Origin of the sequence: Paracidovorax valerianellae (assembly GCF_900102625.1) — a bacterium.
Taxonomy (GTDB): Bacteria; Pseudomonadota; Gammaproteobacteria; order Burkholderiales; family Burkholderiaceae_C; genus Paracidovorax; species Paracidovorax valerianellae.
This window is the reverse complement of the sequence record NZ_FMZC01000001.1, coordinates 168784-187838: the sequence shown is the minus strand read 5'-3', so window position 1 is coordinate 187838 and position 19055 is coordinate 168784. Positions and strand designations below refer to the sequence as shown.

Genomic DNA, 19055 nt, shown 5'->3' with positions numbered 1-19055 from the left:
ACGGGCGCTCGCTGCGGAGACGGTGCAGGGACTGAACGGCGCCTTACCGGTGCCGCCTCAGCTCTGCGCCGGCACCCGGTAGTGGTAGCGATAAGCGTCGGCGAACTCCAGCGCGGCGTAGAGCCCGCGGGCCACGGCGTTCTCCTCGCGCACCTGCAGGTAAGCCGTCTCTGCGCCACCGTCCCGGCCCCACTGCATGAGCGCCTGGACCAGGGCGCGGCCATGTCCCTGGCCACGGTGCCCGGGTGCCACCACGATGTCGAACAGGCCCACCGCCCCGCGTTCCCGCACGGCCAGGCCGAAGCCGACGGCGTGCTCGCCCTGGCGCAAGGTGGCGAAGGCGCAGGGCAGGGCGATCGACTGCACCATGGCGTGGTGGATGGCGTGGTTCACCGCGGCCACACCGTTGGCCTCGGCGAAGCCGTCCAGCCATTCGGCGCCGGGCGCCTCTGTCAAATCGACACAAGCTTGAGATGGCGTGCGGCCGCTCGACAAGAACGACTGAACAGGCGGCTGCACGGGTGTTTGCAACGGCGCCTGCATCACCCAGGTGGGGTCGAAGACGGTGTAGCCGGCCGCTGCCAGTTCTGGCTCGGCATCGGCGCCCGCGAGTGGTGAAATCCTGAACACGGGCCGCAGGCGGTGGCGGGCGTAGAGCGCTTCGGCGGCCTCGCGCACGCCGGTGAATGGCGCGCCGGCTTCGAGCGCGTTCACCGAATTGGCCCGCTTGGTGAACCCGCCAGCCAGCCGGAACACCCAGCCCTGGTGGAACACCGTCTGGCGCGCAGGCCAGGCGTTGAAGGCGCGTTCTTCCAGCGCACGGATGGCGGACAGGTCAGGCGGATGGGACATGCAGGATTTATAGCAGCGCAGGCCGGTGCCGCCTTTATGTGCGCATGTTGTAAGGAAATGAAAACGTATTCTTATGGGTTTGATAAGGCAAACCCTAAGATGCGCCATCTCTTTTCAAAGGTGTTTCCGTGAACAAGCGTTTCCTGCTGCAATCGACCCTCGCCCTGGCACTCGCCGCCGGCCTCCAGACCGGCGCTCTGGCGCAGGACAAGCCGCTGAAGATCGGTGTGACCGCCGGCCCGCACGCGCAAATTTTCGAGCAGGTCAAGAAAGTGGCTGAGAAAGACGGCCTGAAGCTGCAGATCGTCGAGTTCAGCGATTACGTGCAGCCCAACGCCGCGCTGGCCTCCGGCGACCTCGACGCCAACAGCTACCAGCACAAGCCATACCTCGACGCCCAGGTGAAAGACCGTGGCTACAAGCTGGTATCGGTGGGCTACACCGTCAATTTCCCGATCGGCCTGTATTCCAAGAAGGTCAAGAAGCTTGAAGACCTGAAAGATGGCGCCAAGTTCGGCATTCCCAACGACCCCACCAACGGCGGCCGGGTGCTGCTGGTGCTGCAGGACAAGGGACTCATCAAGCTCAAGGAAGGCGCGGGCCTGAAGGCCACGCCGCTGGATGTGGTCTCCAACCCCAAGAAGCTCAAGTTCGTCGAACTCGACGCTGCGCAACTCGCCCGCTCGCTGGACGACCTCGATGCTGCCGCCATCAACACCAACTTCGCGCTGTCCGCGGGCCTGAGCCCCGCCAAGGACGCCATCGCGCAAGAGAACGCCAAGAGCCCCTATGTCAACCTGATCGCCGTGCGCGAGGCCGACAAGGACAAGCCCTGGGTCGCCAAGCTGGTGAAGGCCTACCAATCGGAAGAGATCCGCCAGTTCATCCAGACCGAATTCAAGGGCGCGGTGCTGCCGGGCTTCTGAGCCTTTTTTCTTCGCGGCGTCCATCAAAAAGCTGCCTGCGCCGGTCTCCGGTGCCGGCGGCTTTTTTCATGGCTCGGCGGTCTGCAAACGCGGGGAGGCTGGCGGCTTAGATGTTTTCCGACATAGGAACGGATTTTTTATTCGTTGAATGGAATCGGCGCCGGTTCTACATTGGGTTGGACGGCCACGCCCCGCGAGACGGGCGGCTCCAGCCACCACACCCACAGGAAGGTCCCCCATGTCCAACGCCGTGCAAGACACCGAATTACCGCCCGCGCTGCAATCCGCCCATGAGCAGGCGCAATCGTCGGGCCTTGCCTACGCCGGCGGCGTCCCGCCCGCCGTGGCCTGGAGCCTCTTTTCTTCGGGCCAGGCCCTGCTGGTGGATGTGCGCTCGGGCGAAGAGCGCAAGTTCGTCGGCCACGTGCCGGGCAGCCTGCACGTGGCCTGGGCCACCGGCACGGCGCTGAACCGCAACCCACGCTTCGCCCGCGAACTGGAAGCCGCCATCACCAAGGCCGCCACGCGCGATGCGCCCGTGCTGCTGCTGTGCCGCAGCGGCAAGCGGTCGGTGCTGGCGGCCGAGGCCGCGGCCAAGGCCGGTCTGCAGAACGTCTTCAACGTGACCGAAGGCTTCGAGGGCGAGATCGATGCGGCCCAGCAGCGCGGCGCATCGGACGGCTGGCGCTTCCATGGCCTGCCCTGGGTGCAGGACTGACTGACCCCATGCATCCGCACGCCTGCACCGCAGGCGGCTCCACCCCCTTTCCAGGCAGGAGGCCTTGATGGCTGTCTTCGAGATCGATCACATCGTGCAATCGCTGCACGCCGTGCGCCGCGAGTGGCGCGATTCGCAAAACCGCTCGCAGGAGCCCGGTGGGCGCGAGTTTCCGTCGCGCGATGCGCTGGCGCAGATGCTGGAGCAACTGAAGGGCGCGCTGTTTCCCATGCGCCTGGGCCCCCATGACCTGCGGCAGGAAAGCGAGGACTGGTACGTGGGCCACACGCTCGATCTGGCGCTGCACACGCTGCTCGGGCAGGTTCGGCTGGAGCTTCGCTACGACGCGCGCCAGCACGGCGGAGCCGACGGCGAGGCGATCGAAACCCGGGCGCTGGCCGCCGCGCAGGCGTTTGCCGCGTCGCTGCCGGGCATCCGCCGGCTGCTGGACAGCGACGTGCTCGCCGCCTACCAGGGCGACCCCGCCGCGCGCAGCGTGGACGAGGTGCTGCTGTGCTACCCCGGCGTGCTGGCCATGATCCACCACCGCATCGCGCACCGCCTGTACACGCTGGGCCTGCCGCTGCTCGCGCGCATCGTGGCGGAGCTGGCGCACGGGCAGACGGGCATCGACATTCACCCCGGCGCGCAGATCGGCGCGGGGTTCTTCATCGACCACGGCACGGGTGTCGTGATCGGCGAGACGGCGGTGATCGGCGAGCGCGTGCGGCTGTACCAGGCCGTCACGCTGGGCGCCAAGCGCTTTCCCACCGATGCCGAAGGGCACCTGCAAAAGGGCCTGCCGCGCCACCCGGTGGTGGAGGACGACGTGGTCATCTACGCCGGGGCGACGGTGCTGGGCCGCGTCACGCTGGGGCGCGGCGCTGTCATCGGCGGCAACGTGTGGGTCACGCACGACGTGCCCGCGGGCGGAAACGTGACCCAGGCGATTTCGCGCGAAGGGTAGGCCCGCGCACGGCGCGAGCGAGGGTGCAAAAAAGCGCCCGGGCAATCGTGCGCTTGGGCACTTGGGCGATGGGGATGAATAACAAAGGGAAAAAGCGATGTCGATATTGATCCGGAATTTCGGGGTGGCGGTGCGCCAGTCGCGCGAGGCGAACGGGTGGTCGCAGGAGCGGCTGGCCGAGCATTCGGACCTGAACCGCTCGTATGTGGGCGAGATCGAGCGGGGCGCGGCCATCGCCTCGCTGCTCACGGTCGAAAAACTCGCGGGCGCGCTGGGCGTGCGGCCTTCGGCGCTCGTCACGCGGGGTGAGGCGATCGGCCACGCGAATCTGGTGCGGGGACTGCAATTGACGGCTATAGCCTGTTGAGTGCGGCGTTGGAAGCTTTGACACTGCCCAGGCTTCTTCAACAACGCACGGAGTTCTTCAATGTCTGCAACTGTGGGCGGCACGACCGCCTTGGGTGACAACGCCGCAAGGCAATTGGCCAATGCCACCAAGACGGTCCCCCAACTCGAAACGATCAGCCCGCGCTGGCTCACGCACCTGCTGCAGTGGGTGCCCGTGGAAGCCGGCATCTACCGCCTGAACAAGGTCAAGAACCCCGAATCCATCCGCGTCACCTGCACGGCCAAGGAAGAAGAGAACCAGCTGCCGCGCACCTTCGTCGATTACGAAGAAAACCCGCGCGAGTTCTTCCTGAATGCCGTGAGCACGGTGCTGGACGTGCACACCCGCGTGTCCGACCTGTACAGCAGCCCGCACGACCAGATCAAGGAGCAGCTGCGCCTGACGATCGAGACGATCAAGGAGAACCAGGAAAGCGAGCTGATCAACAACCCCGACTACGGCCTGCTGGCCCAGGTGACCGACGCGCAGCGCATCTTTCCGCTGACCGGCGCGCCCACGCCGGACGACCTCGACGAGCTGCTGACCAAGGTCTGGAAAGAGCCCGCCTTCTTCCTCACCCACCCGCTCGCCATCGCCGCCTTCGGCCGCGAAGCCACGCGCCGCGGCACGCCGCCGCCCACGGTGAGCCTGTTCGGTTCGCAGTTCATCACGTGGCGGGGCATTCCGCTCATTCCGTCCGACAAGGTGCCGGTGGCCGATGGCAAAAGCAAGATCATCCTGCTGCGCGTGGGTGACAAGCGCCAGGGCGTGGTGGGGCTGTTCCAGCCGGGCCTGGCGGGCGAGCAGGGCCCGGGCCTGTCGGTGCGCTTCATGGGCATCAACAACCACGCCATCGCGTCGTACCTGATCTCGCAGTACTGCTCGCTCGCGGTGCTCACCAGCGACGCGCTGGCCGTGCTGGACGATGTCGAGGTGAACAAGTACCACGACTATCCGGACACCTACAAGTGAAGCGCAAGGAGCGGCCATGACCCTCGCTTCCTTCTCTCCGGGCGCCGATGCGTCCGGTGGCGCCCCCATCGATCCGGCGTTGATCGCACGCATGGCCAATGCCATGTTCTCGGCCTTGCCGGGCGAGGCGGCGGCGCCCGCCGGCGTGCACTCCGCCGGCGGATTTCCGTCGACGCCGCCGTCCTCCGTGCCGGGCCTCGGCGCCGTGCCGCCGGGTGTGCAGGCGCCCGGCAACATCGCGCCGCCGGGGTCGCCGCTGGCCAGCCCTGCCGGCTTCGGGCCGAGCGTGCCGGGCACGCCGATCCCGCAGGGGCAGATTCCGGGCGCCAACGTGCTGCCCGCTTCGCCCACGCAGGTGCTGTCGCTCGGCCACCGCGCGCCCGCGCTGCTGCCGCATGCCACGGCAGCCAACGGCCTGCCCGACACGGTGGTCAGCGCCTTGCCGGCTTACGAACCGCGCCTGGGCAGCGGCGTGCTGGGCGTGCCCGAGGCTTCGGGCGCTGTCGCCGGTCCGCCGGTGCAGGGGCCGTTGCCTTCGCCGTTGCCTTCGCCGTCGCCTGCGCAGGGGGCGGCTGCTGCGCATTCGCCGTACTACTTCGTGGGCGAGCGCACGGCTCCGGCCGCAACCGACCCCCTCGATGCGCTCGCGCGGCTGTCGCTCGCGCCGCCGGCAGCCCCCCAGGCTTCGGCCCCGCGGCTGGGCGGGAGCCTGCCGCAGGCTGCGCCCTCGGGCGCGCCGGCGTTCTATTTCGTCGATGCGGTCCAGCTGCCGAGCGGCTACGTCACCCCGGCCAAGCCCCATCCGCAGGGAGACCGCAACGGTGCGGCGCCCGCGGCGGGGCAGGGGCGCAACCCGCCGTTCGACGTGCATGCCGCCCGGCGTGACTTTCCGGTGCTGTCCGAGCGGGTGAACGGCCGGCAACTGGTGTGGTTCGACAACGCCGCCACCACGCACAAGCCGAAAGCGGTGATCGACCGCATCAGCCATTTCTACGAGCACGAAAACTCGAACATCCACCGCGCCGCGCATGAACTCGCCGCGCGCGCCACGGACGCCTACGAAGGCGCCCGCCAGCGCGTGAAGAACTTCATCAATGCGCCGGACGTGAACGAGGTGATCTTCGTGCGCGGCACCACCGAGGCCATCAACCTGGTGGCCAAGAGCTGGGGCAGCCAGCACGTGGGCGAGGGCGACGAGATCATCGTGAGCCACTTGGAGCACCACGCCAACATCGTGCCCTGGCAGCAACTGGCGGCCGCCAAGGGCGCCAGGCTGCGCGTGATTCCGGTGGACGACTCGGGCCAGGTGCGGCTCGACGAATACCAGAAGCTCTTGAACGACCGCACGAAGATCGTCGCCGTCACGCAGGTGTCCAACGCGCTGGGTACCGTGGTGCCGGTCAAGGAAATCGTGGCGATGGCGCACCGCGCGGGTGCCAAGGCGCTGGTGGATGGCGCCCAGTCGGTGTCGCACATGCGGGTGGACGTGCAGGACCTGGGGGCCGACTTCTTCGTGTTCTCGGGCCACAAGGTCTTCGGGCCCACCGGCATCGGCGTGGTGTGGGGCAAGCGCGAGGTGCTGGAAGACATGCCGCCGTGGCAGGGCGGCGGCAACATGATCGCCGACGTCACGTTCGAGAAGACGGTGTTCCAGCCGATTCCGAACAAGTTCGAAGCCGGCACCGGCAACATCGCCGACGCGGTGGGCCTGGGCGCTGCGATCGACTACGTGAACCGCATCGGCATCGAGAACATCGCCCGTTACGAGCACGACCTGCTGGTGTACGGCATGCAGCGCCTGGGCGCCATCGCGGGCGTGCGGCTGATCGGCACGGCGGACGACAAGGCCAGCGTGATGTCCTTCGTGCTGGCCGGCTACTCGACCGAGGCCGTCGGCAAGGCGCTGAACGAAGAGGGCATCGCGGTGCGCACGGGCCACCACTGTGCACAGCCGATCCTGCGGCGCTTCGGTGTGGAAACCACGGTGCGGCCGTCGCTCGCGTTCTACAACACGTTCGACGAAATCGACCGGCTGGTGCAGGTCGTGCAGCAGCTCGCCAGCCAGCGGCGCGCCGGGTAGGACAAGCGCGCGTTTGCGGTTCACTCCTCTCCGGGCGTCACTCGCGTGCCGCCTGGAGGGGGTTGGAGTCTTTTTGGCCTCCAGCGCAATATCCACTAGGGGAGTGTGCTATTAAATTGGTAGCAAATGCCTGGCATTTGCCCGCGCCGTGAAGGCCCTGCGCGCATCGCGCACCCCCCCGAAACGGCGCAGGCCGTGACTATCATGGCCCGCTGCGGCCGCACGCGGCCATGCCTTTTCTGGCTGTCTTTTCACCACAAGGAGTGCTCATGGACCAATACCAGATCGCCGTCATCGTCGGCAGTCTCCGCAAGGATTCGTTCAACCGCAAGCTGGCCACCGCGCTGGCCCGGCTCGCGCCACCGGACTTTCACTTCACCCAATTGCGCATCGACGATCTGCCGCTGTACAACCAGGACGACGACGGCCATCCGTCCCCCGCCGTGCTGCGGCTGAAGACCGAGATCGCCCAGTCCCAGGGCCTGCTGTTCGTCACGCCCGAGTACAACCGCTCGGTTCCCGGCGTGCTCAAGAACGCGCTGGACCATGCCTCGCGCCCTTACGGCCAGAGCGCCTGGGGCGGCAAGCCTGCCGGCGTGATCGGCGTGTCGATCGGCGCCATCGGCACGGCCATGGCGCAGCAGCACCTGCGCAACATCCTCGCCTACCTCGACGTGCCCACGCTGGGCCAGCCCGAAGCCTTCATCCAGGCCAAGGACGGCCTGTTCGATGAAGACGGCGGCATCGGCGAGGCCAGCCGCCAGTTCCTGCAGGGCTGGGTCGAGAAATACGCCGCCTGGGTCAAGCTGCACGCCAAGCTCTGATTTCAAAAACGACGAAGCCGGCGCAAGGCCGGCTTTGTGATTTTTGATCGAAGCGGCGGCCCCTGCACTGATGGCAGGGGCCGCCGTTGTCGTTTTGATCAGGCCGCTTCGGCGAGCGATTCCTGGCGCGACTGCGCCACATGCGCCTTGATGTCGGCGTCCGCGCTGTCCAGTGCCTTGCTCTTGGCGTCAGGGCCCATGGCCACGCCTTCGGCGCGCACGAAGCGCACATCGGTGATGCCGAAGAAGGCGAACACGGTCTGCAGGTAGCTTTCCTGGTGCTCCATGGCGCGACCGGCATCGCTCGTCGAATACACGCCGCCGCGGCTGGAGGCGACGATCACCGTCTTGCCCTTGGCCAGGCCCTGGGGACCGGCGGCGGTATAGGTGAACGTGCGGCCAGGCTGGGCGAGGCGGTCGATCCAGGCCTTGAGTTGGGTCGGAATGCCAAAGTTGTAGAAGGGTGCGCCCACCACGATCACGTCTGCCGCAAGGAACTGGCTCACGAGCTGTTCGGAGACGGCGTTCTCGCGGCGCTGCGCGTCCGTGAGACCTTCGGTCTGGCCCGTGCGGGGCGCCATCGCGTCCATGGTGAAGTGGTTGGGCGCCTGGGCCACCAGATCGAGGTGCTGCACTTGCGTGCCGGGATGGCTGGCCACCCAGGCCGCGACGGTGCGGGCGGTGAGTTGGCGCGAGACGGACTGGTCGCCGGTGATGGCGGAATCGATGTGCAGCAATTGCATGGAGGTTTTCCTTTGAACAGTGCCTCACACGGTGTGCGGCGTTGGATAGATTGTGCTGATGGCTACATTGATTGATAAGCCAAGCAATTTGCGATAGATTGTTCCGCTGATAGAACAATCGGGGTGCCTCCCATGCAAGATCTCAACGACATGCTGTACTTCGCCGAAGTGGTCGAGCGCGGCGGTTTCGCCGCTGCGGGCCGGGCGCTCGGCATTCCCAAATCGCGCCTGTCACGGCGCGTGTCGGATCTGGAGGCGCAGTTGGGGGTGCGGCTCTTGCAGCGCACCACGCGCAAGCTGTCACTTACAGAAGTGGGCAAGGCGTATCTGCGCCACTGCCAGGCGATGCGTGAGTCGGCGCAGGCGGCGGCCGACACCGTGGCCCAGGTGCAGGCCGAACCACGCGGCACCATCCGAGTGGCTTGCCCGGTCACGGTCGCGCAGACCCTGCTGGGGCAGGTGATGCCGGTGTTCCTCGCCCGCTACCCGCTGGTGCGGGTCGAACTGCAGGTGCACAACCGCGTCGTGAATCTGGTGGAAGAGGGCATCGACGTCGCGCTGCGTGTGCGGCCCACGCTGGACGACAGCGGCAGCATGGTGGTCAAGCGGCTGGATGACGGCGCCTCTTTGCTGGTGGCCAGCCCCGACCAACTGGCTCGGCAAGGGACTCCTGACACCGTGGAAGACTTGGCGCGGCTGGACAGCATGTCCATGTCTGCCATCGATGGCCGCGACTCGCGATTGCTGCTCGGGCCGGGCGGTCAAGAGGTGCTGTGGCAGCACAGCCCGCGCTATGTGGCCGACGATCTGCTCACTTTGAAGTTCGCTGCCGTGGCCGGTGTCGGCATGTGCTGGCTGCCCGACTACTTGTGCCAGAACGAGCTGCGCAACGGCCGACTGGTGCAATTGCTGCCGGAATGGTCGCCACCCCGCGGCTTGATGCACGCCGTGTTTCCGTCGCGCCGGGGCCTGTCGCCCGCCGTGCGCCAATTTCTGGATTTTCTGGGCGAAGCGATGAAAGGGGCGACGGAGCAATTCGCCCGGGAAGGCCCTGGAGGAGTGTGCAAAGGCGTCGAGGCGGAGGCTCCGCCAGCGACCGCCCCAGCCCTTCCTTAAGATCAATTAGCGATTAATTCAAAAGAATATATTCGTTTGGGTTTTAAAGGGCGAATCGCAGAATGGGTTGCATCCACCGTTGAGGAGCCCGTTCCCATGGCCCATGCACCGTTCCTGCGGACCTCCTGTCGGGTCCGAATTTCTTCCCGCACACACCCCTCGGCCGCAGCGCCGTTGCACCCATGAGCAACGTGCCGACGCCCATCACCCGCCGCGAACGTTCGGCGACGGGGCCTGATTCGACCCTCCAGCCGTCTACACCGGCCGCGCCTTCGGCCCTTGGTGCACATTCGGCGCCAGCGGCAGGGCCAGTGTCGGTCATCATCGTGCCCGGCTGGCGCGATTCCGGTCCGGGCCATTGGCAGAGCCTGTGGGCGGAGCGGGTGCCGGGCGCGCAGCGCGTCGTGCAGGACGACTGGGTCACTCCCTCACGTCTGTCCTGGGTGAGCGCGCTCGAACGCCTGGTGCTGGCCGCGCCGCACCCGGTCGTGCTGGTGGCCCACAGCCTGGGCTGCATCACGGCGACGCACATGGGTGACGAAGCGGCGGCACGGGTACGAGGCGCCTTGCTGGTCGCCCCGGCCGACCCCGAACGGCGCGCGGTGCTCAGCGATTTCGCGCCCGTGCCATATGCCGCGCTGCCTTACCGCAGCATTCTCGTGGCGAGCAGCAACGATCCGTATTGCCCCATCCGCCTTGCCGGCGCCTACGCGCGGGCTTGGGGAAGCGAGTTCGTCCGGCTACCTCAGGCAGGGCACGTGAACGTCGAGTCCGGCCATGGTGAGTGGCCTCTGGGCTGGGCGCTGCTGCACTCGCTGGTGGACGGCGCCGAGTGGGGCTTGGGCCAGGGCGGCGCAGAGGTGCGCTCAGCAGCTTGACGGTGTTGCTATATATTTAATAGCTATACACCCTAGTGCTGATTGCGCTGGAGGTCTTTTTGGCTCAAACCCTGCGCGCGCATCGGCTGAGTTTCGAGTTTTTCTATATTCTCGAAATCGATTAATTAACAAGAATATATTCTTTTGAGTTTTAAGCAGCGCCGCCCACAATCGGTTTCACTTTTTAGAAACCTGGGTGACGCACACATGACTTCCCGGACAAAACTCAAGACTTTCCTGGCTGCTCTGGCCCTTGCTGCTGGCGGCATGGCTTCGGCGCAAACGTCCACGCTGCTCAACGCTTCCTATGACGTGGCCCGCGAGTTCTACAAGGATTACAACCCCGCCTTCGCCGCGCACTACAAGAAGACCACCGGCAAGGACGTCAAGATCGACCAGGCGCACGGCGGCTCCAGCGCACAGGCCCGCGCGGTGAACGACGGCCTCGACGCCGACGTGGTCACCATGAACACCACCACCGACATCGATTTCCTCGCCAGCAGCGGCGTGGTCGCCAAGGACTGGGCCAAGCGCTTCCCGAATGACGCCTCGCCCACCACCTCGACCATGCTGTTCCTGGTGCGCAAGGGCAATCCCAAGAACATCAAGGACTGGGACGACCTCGCCAAGCCCGGCGTGCAAGTGGTCGTCGTGAACCCCAAGACCGGCGGCAACGGCCGCTACGCCTACCTGGCCGCATGGGGCAGCGTCCGCGAAAAGGGCGGCAATGACGCGCAGGCCGAAGAGTTCGTGGGCAAGCTGTTCAAGAACGTGCCCGTTCTGGGCAAGGGCGGCCGCGACGCCACCAGCATCTTCCTGCAGCGCAACACCGGCGACGTGCTCATCACGTTCGAATCCGAAGTGCTGTCGATCGAACGCGAATTCGGCAAGGGCAAGGTCGATGCGGTCTATCCCTCCAGCAGCGTGCTGGCGGAAAACCCGGTCGCGGTGGTCGAACGCACGGTCGCCAAGAAGGGCACCGGCGAACTGGCCAAGGCCTACCTGGACTACCTGTACTCCGACGAGGCCCAGGAGATCGCGGCCCGTCATGCCCTGCGCCCGCGCTCCGAAGCGGTGCTGAAGAAGCACGCCGACCTGTTCAAGCCCGTCAAGCTGTTCACCGTGTCCAAGTATTTCGGCTCGCTCGGGGAAGCGCAGAAGGTGCATTTCAACGACGGCGGCCAGTTCGACAAGCTCTACACGCCCGGCGCCAAGTAAGACATGGCCGCCGCGACCTCTGCCTTGTCCGGCGACGCCGTGGCGTCCGCGGGCGCGGCCCGGCGCAGTCCGAAGCGGGTGTTGCCCGGCTTCGGGCTCACGCTGGGCTACACCATCTTCTATCTGAGCATCATCGTGCTCATCCCCCTGTCGGCGCTGGTGTTCAAGACCTTCACGCTGACCTGGGACCAGTTCTGGACGGCCATCAGCGCACCGCGCGTGCTGGCGTCGTACCGCCTCACGTTCGGGGCCTCGTTCATTGCGGCCATGGTCAACCTGGTGTTCGGCCTGCTGATCGCCTGGGTGCTGGTGCGCTACCGGTTTCCGGGCAAGAAGATCGTCGATGCCCTGGTGGACCTGCCGTTCGCGCTGCCCACCGCGGTGGCGGGCATCTCGCTCACCGCGCTGCTCGCGGGCAACGGCTGGGTGGGGCAGTACCTGGAGCCGCTCGGCATCCAGCTGGCCTTCAAGCCTGCAGGCGTGGTGATCGCGCTCATCTTCATCGGGCTGCCCTTCGTGGTGCGCACGGTGCAGCCGGTGCTGGAAGACGCCGAGAAAGAACTGGAAGAAGCCGCCACCAGCCTGGGCGCCACGCGCTGGCAGATCTTCACCCGCGTCATCCTGCCGTCGATCACCCCGGCTCTGCTGACCGGCTTTGCCATGGCGTTCGCACGGGCGGTGGGTGAATACGGCTCGGTCATCTTCATCGCGGGCAACATGCCCATGATTTCCGAGATCACGCCCCTCATCATCATCGGCAAGCTGGAGCAGTACGACTACGCGGGCGCCACGGCGGTCGCGGTGGTGATGCTGGTCATCTCCTTCCTGCTGCTGCTCGTCATCAATGCATTGCAGGCCTGGCAGCGCCGCCATGCGGGAGCCCCGGCATGAGTTCGACCTCCACCAACGCCTCCAGCAGTTCGAATGCGAATCCCCGTGCGCCCGTGCGGCGCGCACAGGCCGGCACCACTGAAGCCGCCTGGGTCCGCTGGACGCTCATCGGCATCGCGCTGGTCTTTTTGCTGCTGTTCCTGGTGCTGCCGCTGGCCGCCGTGTTCACGGAAGCGCTGCGCAAGGGCTTCGGCGCGTATCTGGCCGGGCTGAAGGAGCCCGATGCGTGGTCGGCCATCCGGCTCACGCTGATCACCGCCGCCATCGCCGTGCCGCTGAACCTCGTGTTCGGCGTGGCGGCGGCCTGGGCCATCGCCAAGTACGAGTTCCGCGGCAAGGCTTTCCTGACCACGCTGGTGGACCTGCCGTTTTCGGTGTCGCCCGTGGTGGCCGGGCTGGTGTACGTGCTGATGTTCGGTGCCAACGGCTGGATCGGCCCGTGGCTGGCGGCGCATGACATCAAGATCATCTTCGCGGTGCCCGGCATCGTGCTGGCGACGATCTTCGTGACCTTCCCCTTCATTGCCCGCGAACTGATCCCGCTCATGCAGGCCCAGGGCAGCGACGAAGAACAGGCGGCCATCGTGCTGGGTGCGAGCGGCTGGCAGACCTTCTGGTACGTGACCCTGCCCAACATCAAATGGGGGCTGCTCTACGGCGTGATTCTCTGCAACGCACGGGCCATGGGCGAGTTTGGCGCGGTGTCGGTGGTGTCGGGCCACATCCGCGGGCAGACCAACACCATTCCGCTGCACGTGGAAATTCTCTACAACGAATACCAGTCGGTGGCGGCATTCGCAGCCGCCTCGCTGCTGGCGCTGCTGGCGCTGGTCACGCTGGTCATCAAGTCCATTGCCGAATGGCGCAACGAGCAAGAGCGCAAGGCGGCTGCCGCGCTGCCGCCCGAGCGCCCCGCACCCGCCGCCGTGGGCGCGCGCTGAACGAAAGCACACCATGAGCATTGAAATCCGCAACATCAGCAAGCAGTTCGGCAGTTTCCAGGCGCTGCGCGACGTGAGCCTGGACATACAGTCGGGCGAACTCATCGCGCTGCTCGGCCCCTCGGGCTGCGGCAAGACCACCCTGCTGCGCATCATCGCGGGGCTGGAAACGCCCGATGTGGGCAGCATTCATTTCTCGGGCGAGGACACCACCGACGTGCACGTGCGCGACCGCGGCGTGGGCTTCGTGTTCCAGCACTACGCGCTGTTCCGCCATATGACCGTTTTCGAAAACGTGGCGTTCGGCCTGCGCGTGAAGCCGCGCGGCGAACGCCCGAGCGATGCGCAGATCAAGCAGAAAGTGACCGACCTGCTCAAGCTGGTGCAGCTTGACTGGCTGGCCGACCGCTACCCCTCGCAACTGTCCGGCGGGCAGCGCCAGCGCATCGCCCTGGCGCGGGCCCTGGCTGTCGAACCCAAGGTGCTGTTGCTGGACGAGCCTTTCGGTGCGCTCGATGCGAAGGTGCGCAAGGAACTGCGCCGCTGGCTGCGCCGCCTGCACGACGAACTGCACGTGACCAGCATCTTCGTGACGCACGACCAGGAAGAAGCGCTCGAAGTGGCCGACCGCGTGGTGGTCATCAACCAGGGCCGCATCGAGCAAAGCGGCTCGCCCCAGGAGGTGTGGGACCAGCCAGCCAGCCCGTTCGTCTACGGCTTTCTCGGCGACGTGAACCTGTTTCGCGGCCGCGCCCACGAAGGGCTGGTGCACGTGGAAGGCATGGCCATCGATTCGCCGGAGCATGCGAGCGCCCAGAACGCCAGCGCATTCGCCTATGTGCGCCCGCACGACCTGGACGTGCAGCGCTACTCGCCCGGCGAGGGCGTGGATGCCGACGGCCGCCCGCGCGGCATCGTCGCGCAGCTCAGCCGTGCCATCGTCGTGGGGCCGATCGCTCGGCTGGAACTTATTCCCGATGCCGATCACAAACCAGCGGACAATGCGAGCCCCGACTCGGTGATCGAAGCGCAGATACCTGCGCAGCAGTACCGGGAGATGGGTTTCAGGGAGGGTGAAACGCTGGTGGTCACACCGCGCCGCGCCCGCGTTTTTCTGGACCACGCCGCCGGTATCTGATGCAGCCTTCGAGGGCTGCCGACCGCTGCGGCCTTCAAGGACAAGAACAATGGTGTTGAACTGGTTGGATGCCGCGCCCCGCCGCGTGCTGGGATTGATTGCCGCGGCGTGCGTGGCCATGCTGGCTTTCGGCATGTACCTGCAGCATGCCCTGGGACTTGAGCCCTGCCCGATGTGCATCGTGCAGCGCTATGCTCTCATTGGTGTAGCAGTGTTCGCAGCACTGGCAAGCGCCAGAGGCACAAAAGGCTGGTGGATGTCGTGGGCCTTCCTGGCCTTGCTCTCTTCGGGCTTCGGCGCCTTCGTGGCGGCCCGGCAAAGCTGGCTGCAGTGGTATCCGCCCGAGATCGCGACCTGCGGGCGCGACTTCTACGGAATGATCGAACACTTCCCCATCGGCCGCGCGATTCCCATGATCTTCCGCGGCTCCGGCGATTGCGCTGCGGTGGACTGGACCTTCCTCGGCGGCTCCATCGCCAACTGGTCGTTCATCTGCTTTGCGATCATGGCCATCGTGATGGTCGTGCTGCTCGCTCGCGGTGGCCGCGGCACCGCAAACCGCCGTCCCCTGGCCGCTGCCTGAAAACGGTTCGTTCTCAAGTCATGAAAAAGGCGCCCCGACCGGGCGCCTTTTTCATGGGCGCTTCAGGCCGCGCCGGCAGCAACCGATGCCGCAGCGCCGGGCGGAAACGTCGGGCCGCGCGTGCCAGGGACCCATGGCGGCGTCTTGTCCATGACCCGCGTGAACACGTCGCTGGCTTCCCAGGTGGCCAACCAGGCGCGCAGATGGGGCCAAGGCTCTGCCTGCCAGCGTTCGGCGTCGATGCCCGCGTATTGCCGCACGAACGGCATCAGGGCCACATCGGCCAGCGTGGGGTTCGGTCCGCACAAGTAAGCGTGTCGAGCCAGCCGTGCGTCCCACTGGGCCAGGCACGCCGATGCGATGGCATAGGGCGTCGGCGCATCTTGCTGCGTGTGTTCGTCTGGATACCGGCCGGGGTATTTGCAGCGGTCCAGGGCGTGTTTGAACACCCCGTCGCAGGTGGCGATCAGTGCGTCGGCATCCTCGGCCGTCGCGCCGTCCATGGCCAGCCATCCCAATGGGTCCTTGCCGGAAAGTGCCCAGCGCATGATCTCCAGGCTTTGCTCCAGTACCGCCCCATCGGGTAGCACCAGCACCGGCACGGTGGCCTTGGGCGATGCATCGCGCAAAGCCTGCGGCTTGTCGCGCAGCACGACCTCGCGCAGTTCGCAGGGCTGCCCGCTGGCCGCAATCGCCATGCGCGCCCGCATCGCGTACGGGCAACGGCGAAAGGAGTACAGCACCGGCAGGCTATCGGCCGGCGCCGCCGGTGATGGTTCGTCGGCCTCGGTGGGTTCGGCAGATTCCGCAGATTCGGTGGCCGGGGTGACGGACTGACGCGCACCGATGTGCGCCTGCCCGCGCTGGCGCGCCAGCGCCATCTGCTGCTCGCGCTCGGCCAGTGCGCGTTCCTGCTCCGGCGTGCGCGTGCCGTGGCAATAAGGGCAGCTCACGCCGGGCCGGTAGTGGGGCGAAGCCAGCTCGGCCTCGCCCAGCGGCATGCGGCACGACCGGCACAGCTGGTGCCGGCCGGTGGAAAGACCATGGCCGACCGACACCCGTTCATCGAAAACGAAACAGTCACCGTGCCAGCGGCTGTCTTCGGCGGGCACTTCCTCCAGGTACTGCAGGATGCCGCCGTCCAGGTGGAACACGTCGTCGAAGCCTTGCGATTTGAGCAGCGCGGTGGATTTTTCACACCGGATGCCGCCCGTGCAGAACATGGCCACTTTGGGGCGGTGCTCCAGCACGCCGCCCGGTGCGCGTTGCTGCTCGACCCACGCCGGAAACTCCGTGAAGCTGCGCGTGCGTGGGTTGATCGCCCGCGCGAAGCTGCCAATGCCGACCTCGTAGTCGTTGCGCACGTCGATCACCACCACCTCGGGATCGTCGATCAGTGCGTTCCACTGTGCCGGCGGCACATGGGTGCCGGCGTTGCGTGCGGGGTCGAGCCCCGTCACGCCCAGGGTGACGATCTCGCGCTTGAGGCGCACTCGCATGCGGTAGAACGGCATGCGGTCGCCCATGGCTTCCTTGTGCCGCAGGCCGGCCAGCCGCACGTCGGCGCGCAGCCAGGCGAGCACCGCTCGCACTCCCGCAGGCTCCCCCGCGATCGTGCCGTTGATGCCCTCGGGCGCCAACAGCAGCAGGCCCCGCACCCCGTGGGTTTCGCACAGGGATTGCAGCGGCGACTGCAGTTCGGCGCAGTCGGGCAGATCGACGAAATGGTAGAGGGCGGCGGTGAGGATCTCGGGCATGGGGTGGCGATGATAGCGGGGCGGATCGTGGCGAGGGCAGGCGGGAAAGCGGTGCTGGGAGTCTCAGGTGCGCGGCGGCGGAATGTCGTTGCAGGCGGCCAGCAGCCAGTCGCGAAATGCCTGCAGCGCACTGCTGGGCGGGCGGGATTTCAGGCGGGTGAGCCAATACGCGCCCAGGGCGATGTGGGTGGCGAAGGGCTGCACCAGCCGGCCCTGCTGCAGTTCGCGCTGAAAGAGCCGCACCGGCAGCAGCGCCACGCCCGCGCCTTGCGCCGCTGCTTCGGCCAAGGCCAGCGACGAATCGAACACCGTGCCGCGCACCAGCGGGCAGGGCACGCCGGCTGCACCGAACCAGGCCGCCCATTCGTCCGCGCGGTACGAGCGCAGCAGCGATTCGCGCGCCAGATCGGCCGGCACCCGCAGTCGGGGCGCGATGTGGGGCGCGCACATGGCGGACAGGGGCGCCTCCAGCAGGCGATCGGCCTCGGTGCCGTGCCAGGCACCATCGCCGAACCGGATGGCGCAGTCCAGTCCTTCGCCCGCGATGTCCACCCGGTTGTTGTGCGTGAGCAGGCGCAGGTCCACGAACGGGCAGGCCTGCTGAAACTCCCGCAGCCGCGGCAGCAGCCATCCGACGGCGAACGTGCCCACGGCGCCCACGGTCAGCACCTCGCGCGGGCGCGTGTCGCTGAATTGCTCCAGTGCCCCTGCAATGCGGCCGAAGGCGTCGGCCAGCACCGGCAGCAGCGCCAGGCCTTCGTCCGTCAACGCCAGGCCGCGTGGCAACCGGCGAAACAGGGGTTTACCCAGCCGCTCTTCGAGGTTGCGGATGTGCTGGCTCACCGCGGTCTGCGTCACGCACAGCTCCTGCGCGGCGCGGGTCAGGTTGAGATGCCGCGCGGACACTTCGAAAGCGCGCAGGGCGTTCAGGGGCAGATGCATGGCTTAGGAGGAGGGGGAAGGAGCGAGCAGTTTTTCTTGGGGCTCTTCCCGATTATTGTCGATGGTGCTGGCGGCGGTATGCCTCTATCGTTCAGGCCTTCACTCACGCATTCACCGAATCTCACCATGCAAAGACGCCAGTTTTCCTTTGATCTTTTCGCTGCCGTGGCCGCTGCGTCGACGGCCTCCTTGTGGGCGGGGCCTGTGCATTCAGCGGCACCCGCCGCTGAGCCCGGTCCTCGCCAGGCGGCATGGCTAGCGGCCATGCAACAGCTCGAATCCAGCCTGGAGGGGCGCGGCGCGCGGCTCGGCGTGGCCATGCTCGACACCGGTTCGGGCCTGTCGCTCGGCTGGCGCCAGGACGAGCGCTTTCCGATGGCCAGCACGTTCAAGCTGCTGCTCGCAGCCTGGATGCTGGAGCGCGTCGACCGTGGGCAGGAGGCGCTGGACCGCCGGGTGCATTTCGAACCCTCGGCGCTCGTGGCCTATTCGCCGGTGACCGAAAAGCACGTGGGCGCGGTCGGCATCACGGTGGGCGAGCTGTGCGATGCCACCGTCACCCTGAGCGACAACACCGCGGCCAATCTGCTGCTGGCCCGCCATGGCGGGCCACAGGGCTACACCGCTTTCGTGCGCGGCCTGGGTGATGCGGTGACCCGGCTCGACCGCACTGAACCCACGCTGAACGAAGCCACGCCAGGCGATCCTCGCGACACGACGACGCCGCTGGCGATGCTGCAGTCGCTGCGCAAGGTGGCGCTGGGCGATGCGCTGCAGCCGGCATCGCGCGCGCAGTTGGTCGAGTGGATCGTCGGCACCAAGACCGGCGACAAGCGGCTTCGCGCCGGTGTGCCGGGTTGGCGGGTGGGCGACAAGACGGGTACCGGCAACCAGGGTTCTTCCAACGACATCGGCGTGCTGTGGCCCCCGGGCGGCGACGCGCCCATCGTCGTCACTTGCTACATGACGCAGACCACGACAGCGCCTGAGAAACGGGACGCCACGATCGCCGAGGTGGCGCGCCAGGTGGCAAGGGCTGTTGCCGCGTAAACCGGCCGCTTGACCGGCAATGGTCCTGCGGGCGCAACGCTAAAGACTGAGAGGGCGACGTTGCCGCCCCT

General features: G+C 66.9%; 19 protein-coding genes. 15 read left to right on the top strand and 4 right to left on the bottom strand.

The features are described from left to right. Positions 1 to 57: 57 nt before the first annotated feature. Positions 58 to 852, bottom strand: coding sequence for a GNAT family N-acetyltransferase (locus BLT03_RS00895; protein WP_092739385.1), 795 nt, complete (start codon positions 850 to 852; stop codon positions 58 to 60). Positions 853 to 980: 128 nt separating this feature from the next. On the opposite strand from BLT03_RS00895, the gene BLT03_RS00890 reads away from it, so the two are divergent. From BLT03_RS00890 to BLT03_RS00860, 7 genes are all read left to right on the top strand, one after another. Beyond that, positions 981 to 1778 (top strand): MetQ/NlpA family ABC transporter substrate-binding protein, encoded by a 798-nt coding sequence (locus BLT03_RS00890; RefSeq protein ID WP_092739383.1) that lies wholly within the window; start codon positions 981 to 983, stop codon positions 1776 to 1778. A gap of 238 nt (positions 1779 to 2016) precedes the next feature. Beyond that, positions 2017 to 2496 (top strand): rhodanese-like domain-containing protein, encoded by a 480-nt coding sequence (locus BLT03_RS00885; protein WP_092739381.1) that lies wholly within the window; start codon positions 2017 to 2019, stop codon positions 2494 to 2496. 67 nt (positions 2497 to 2563) lie between these two features. Further along, positions 2564 to 3463 (top strand): serine O-acetyltransferase EpsC, encoded by a 900-nt coding sequence (gene epsC, locus BLT03_RS00880; RefSeq protein ID WP_092739379.1) that lies wholly within the window; start codon positions 2564 to 2566, stop codon positions 3461 to 3463. A 97-nt stretch (positions 3464 to 3560) separates the two neighbouring features. Next, on the top strand, positions 3561 to 3830 hold the full coding sequence (locus BLT03_RS00875; protein ID WP_092739378.1) for a helix-turn-helix domain-containing protein: 270 nt from the start codon (positions 3561 to 3563) through the stop codon (positions 3828 to 3830). A 60-nt stretch (positions 3831 to 3890) separates the two neighbouring features. Beyond that, a complete protein-coding gene (locus BLT03_RS00870) occupies positions 3891 to 4823 on the top strand; it encodes a family 2A encapsulin nanocompartment shell protein (protein ID WP_092739376.1) in 933 nt (310 codons plus the stop codon). Positions 4824 to 4839: 16 nt separating this feature from the next. Further along, entirely contained in the window at positions 4840 to 6903 is a 2064-nt protein-coding gene (locus BLT03_RS00865; RefSeq protein ID WP_245711183.1) for a family 2A encapsulin nanocompartment cargo protein cysteine desulfurase, read from the top strand. Between the two features lie 269 nt (positions 6904 to 7172). Continuing rightward, a complete protein-coding gene (locus BLT03_RS00860) occupies positions 7173 to 7727 on the top strand; it encodes an NADPH-dependent FMN reductase (protein ID WP_092739374.1) in 555 nt (184 codons plus the stop codon). 98 nt (positions 7728 to 7825) lie between these two features. Here BLT03_RS00860 and BLT03_RS00855 read toward each other — a convergent pair whose 3' ends face one another. Continuing rightward, positions 7826 to 8470 (bottom strand): FMN-dependent NADH-azoreductase, encoded by a 645-nt coding sequence (locus BLT03_RS00855; protein WP_092739372.1) that lies wholly within the window; start codon positions 8468 to 8470, stop codon positions 7826 to 7828. Positions 8471 to 8602: 132 nt separating this feature from the next. On the opposite strand from BLT03_RS00855, the gene BLT03_RS00850 reads away from it, so the two are divergent. The 7 genes from BLT03_RS00850 to BLT03_RS00820 all read left to right on the top strand — a co-directional run bounded on the left by BLT03_RS00850 (position 8603) and on the right by BLT03_RS00820 (position 15235). Then, on the top strand, positions 8603 to 9586 hold the full coding sequence (locus BLT03_RS00850; RefSeq protein WP_092739370.1) for a LysR substrate-binding domain-containing protein: 984 nt from the start codon (positions 8603 to 8605) through the stop codon (positions 9584 to 9586). Positions 9587 to 9768: 182 nt separating this feature from the next. Next, on the top strand, positions 9769 to 10464 hold the full coding sequence (locus BLT03_RS00845; RefSeq protein ID WP_092739368.1) for an RBBP9/YdeN family alpha/beta hydrolase: 696 nt from the start codon (positions 9769 to 9771) through the stop codon (positions 10462 to 10464). Positions 10465 to 10671: 207 nt separating this feature from the next. Then, positions 10672 to 11682 carry a sulfate ABC transporter substrate-binding protein gene (locus tag BLT03_RS00840; protein WP_092739366.1) on the top strand — a complete coding sequence of 337 codons (1011 nt, stop codon included), beginning with the start codon at positions 10672 to 10674 and terminating at the stop codon, positions 11680 to 11682. Between the two features lie 3 nt (positions 11683 to 11685). Then, positions 11686 to 12573, top strand: a complete 888-nt coding sequence (gene cysT / locus BLT03_RS00835) for a sulfate ABC transporter permease subunit CysT (RefSeq protein ID WP_092739364.1) — start codon at positions 11686 to 11688, stop codon at positions 12571 to 12573. Beyond that, a complete protein-coding gene (gene cysW, locus BLT03_RS00830) occupies positions 12570 to 13514 on the top strand; it encodes a sulfate ABC transporter permease subunit CysW (protein ID WP_092739362.1) in 945 nt (314 codons plus the stop codon). Before cysT ends, cysW begins: the two co-directional genes overlap by 4 nt. A gap of 13 nt (positions 13515 to 13527) precedes the next feature. Continuing rightward, a complete protein-coding gene (locus tag BLT03_RS00825; RefSeq protein ID WP_092739360.1) occupies positions 13528 to 14652 on the top strand; it encodes a sulfate/molybdate ABC transporter ATP-binding protein in 1125 nt (374 codons plus the stop codon). A gap of 49 nt (positions 14653 to 14701) precedes the next feature. Continuing rightward, entirely contained in the window at positions 14702 to 15235 is a 534-nt protein-coding gene (locus BLT03_RS00820) for a disulfide bond formation protein B (RefSeq protein WP_092739358.1), read from the top strand. A 62-nt stretch (positions 15236 to 15297) separates the two neighbouring features. Here the strand turns inward: BLT03_RS00820 and trhO are convergent, their stop codons facing one another. Together trhO and BLT03_RS00810 are read right to left on the bottom strand one after the other, a co-directional pair. Beyond that, on the bottom strand, positions 15298 to 16992 hold the full coding sequence (trhO, locus tag BLT03_RS25060) for an oxygen-dependent tRNA uridine(34) hydroxylase TrhO (protein ID WP_092739356.1): 1695 nt from the start codon (positions 16990 to 16992) through the stop codon (positions 15298 to 15300). A gap of 63 nt (positions 16993 to 17055) precedes the next feature. Continuing rightward, positions 17056 to 17934, bottom strand: coding sequence for a LysR family transcriptional regulator (locus BLT03_RS00810; RefSeq protein ID WP_092739354.1), 879 nt, complete (start codon positions 17932 to 17934; stop codon positions 17056 to 17058). A 126-nt stretch (positions 17935 to 18060) separates the two neighbouring features. Between BLT03_RS00810 and bla the strand changes: the two genes are divergently transcribed. Continuing rightward, on the top strand, positions 18061 to 18984 hold the full coding sequence (gene bla, locus BLT03_RS00805) for a class A beta-lactamase (protein ID WP_092739352.1): 924 nt from the start codon (positions 18061 to 18063) through the stop codon (positions 18982 to 18984). Positions 18985 to 19055 lie beyond the last annotated feature (71 nt).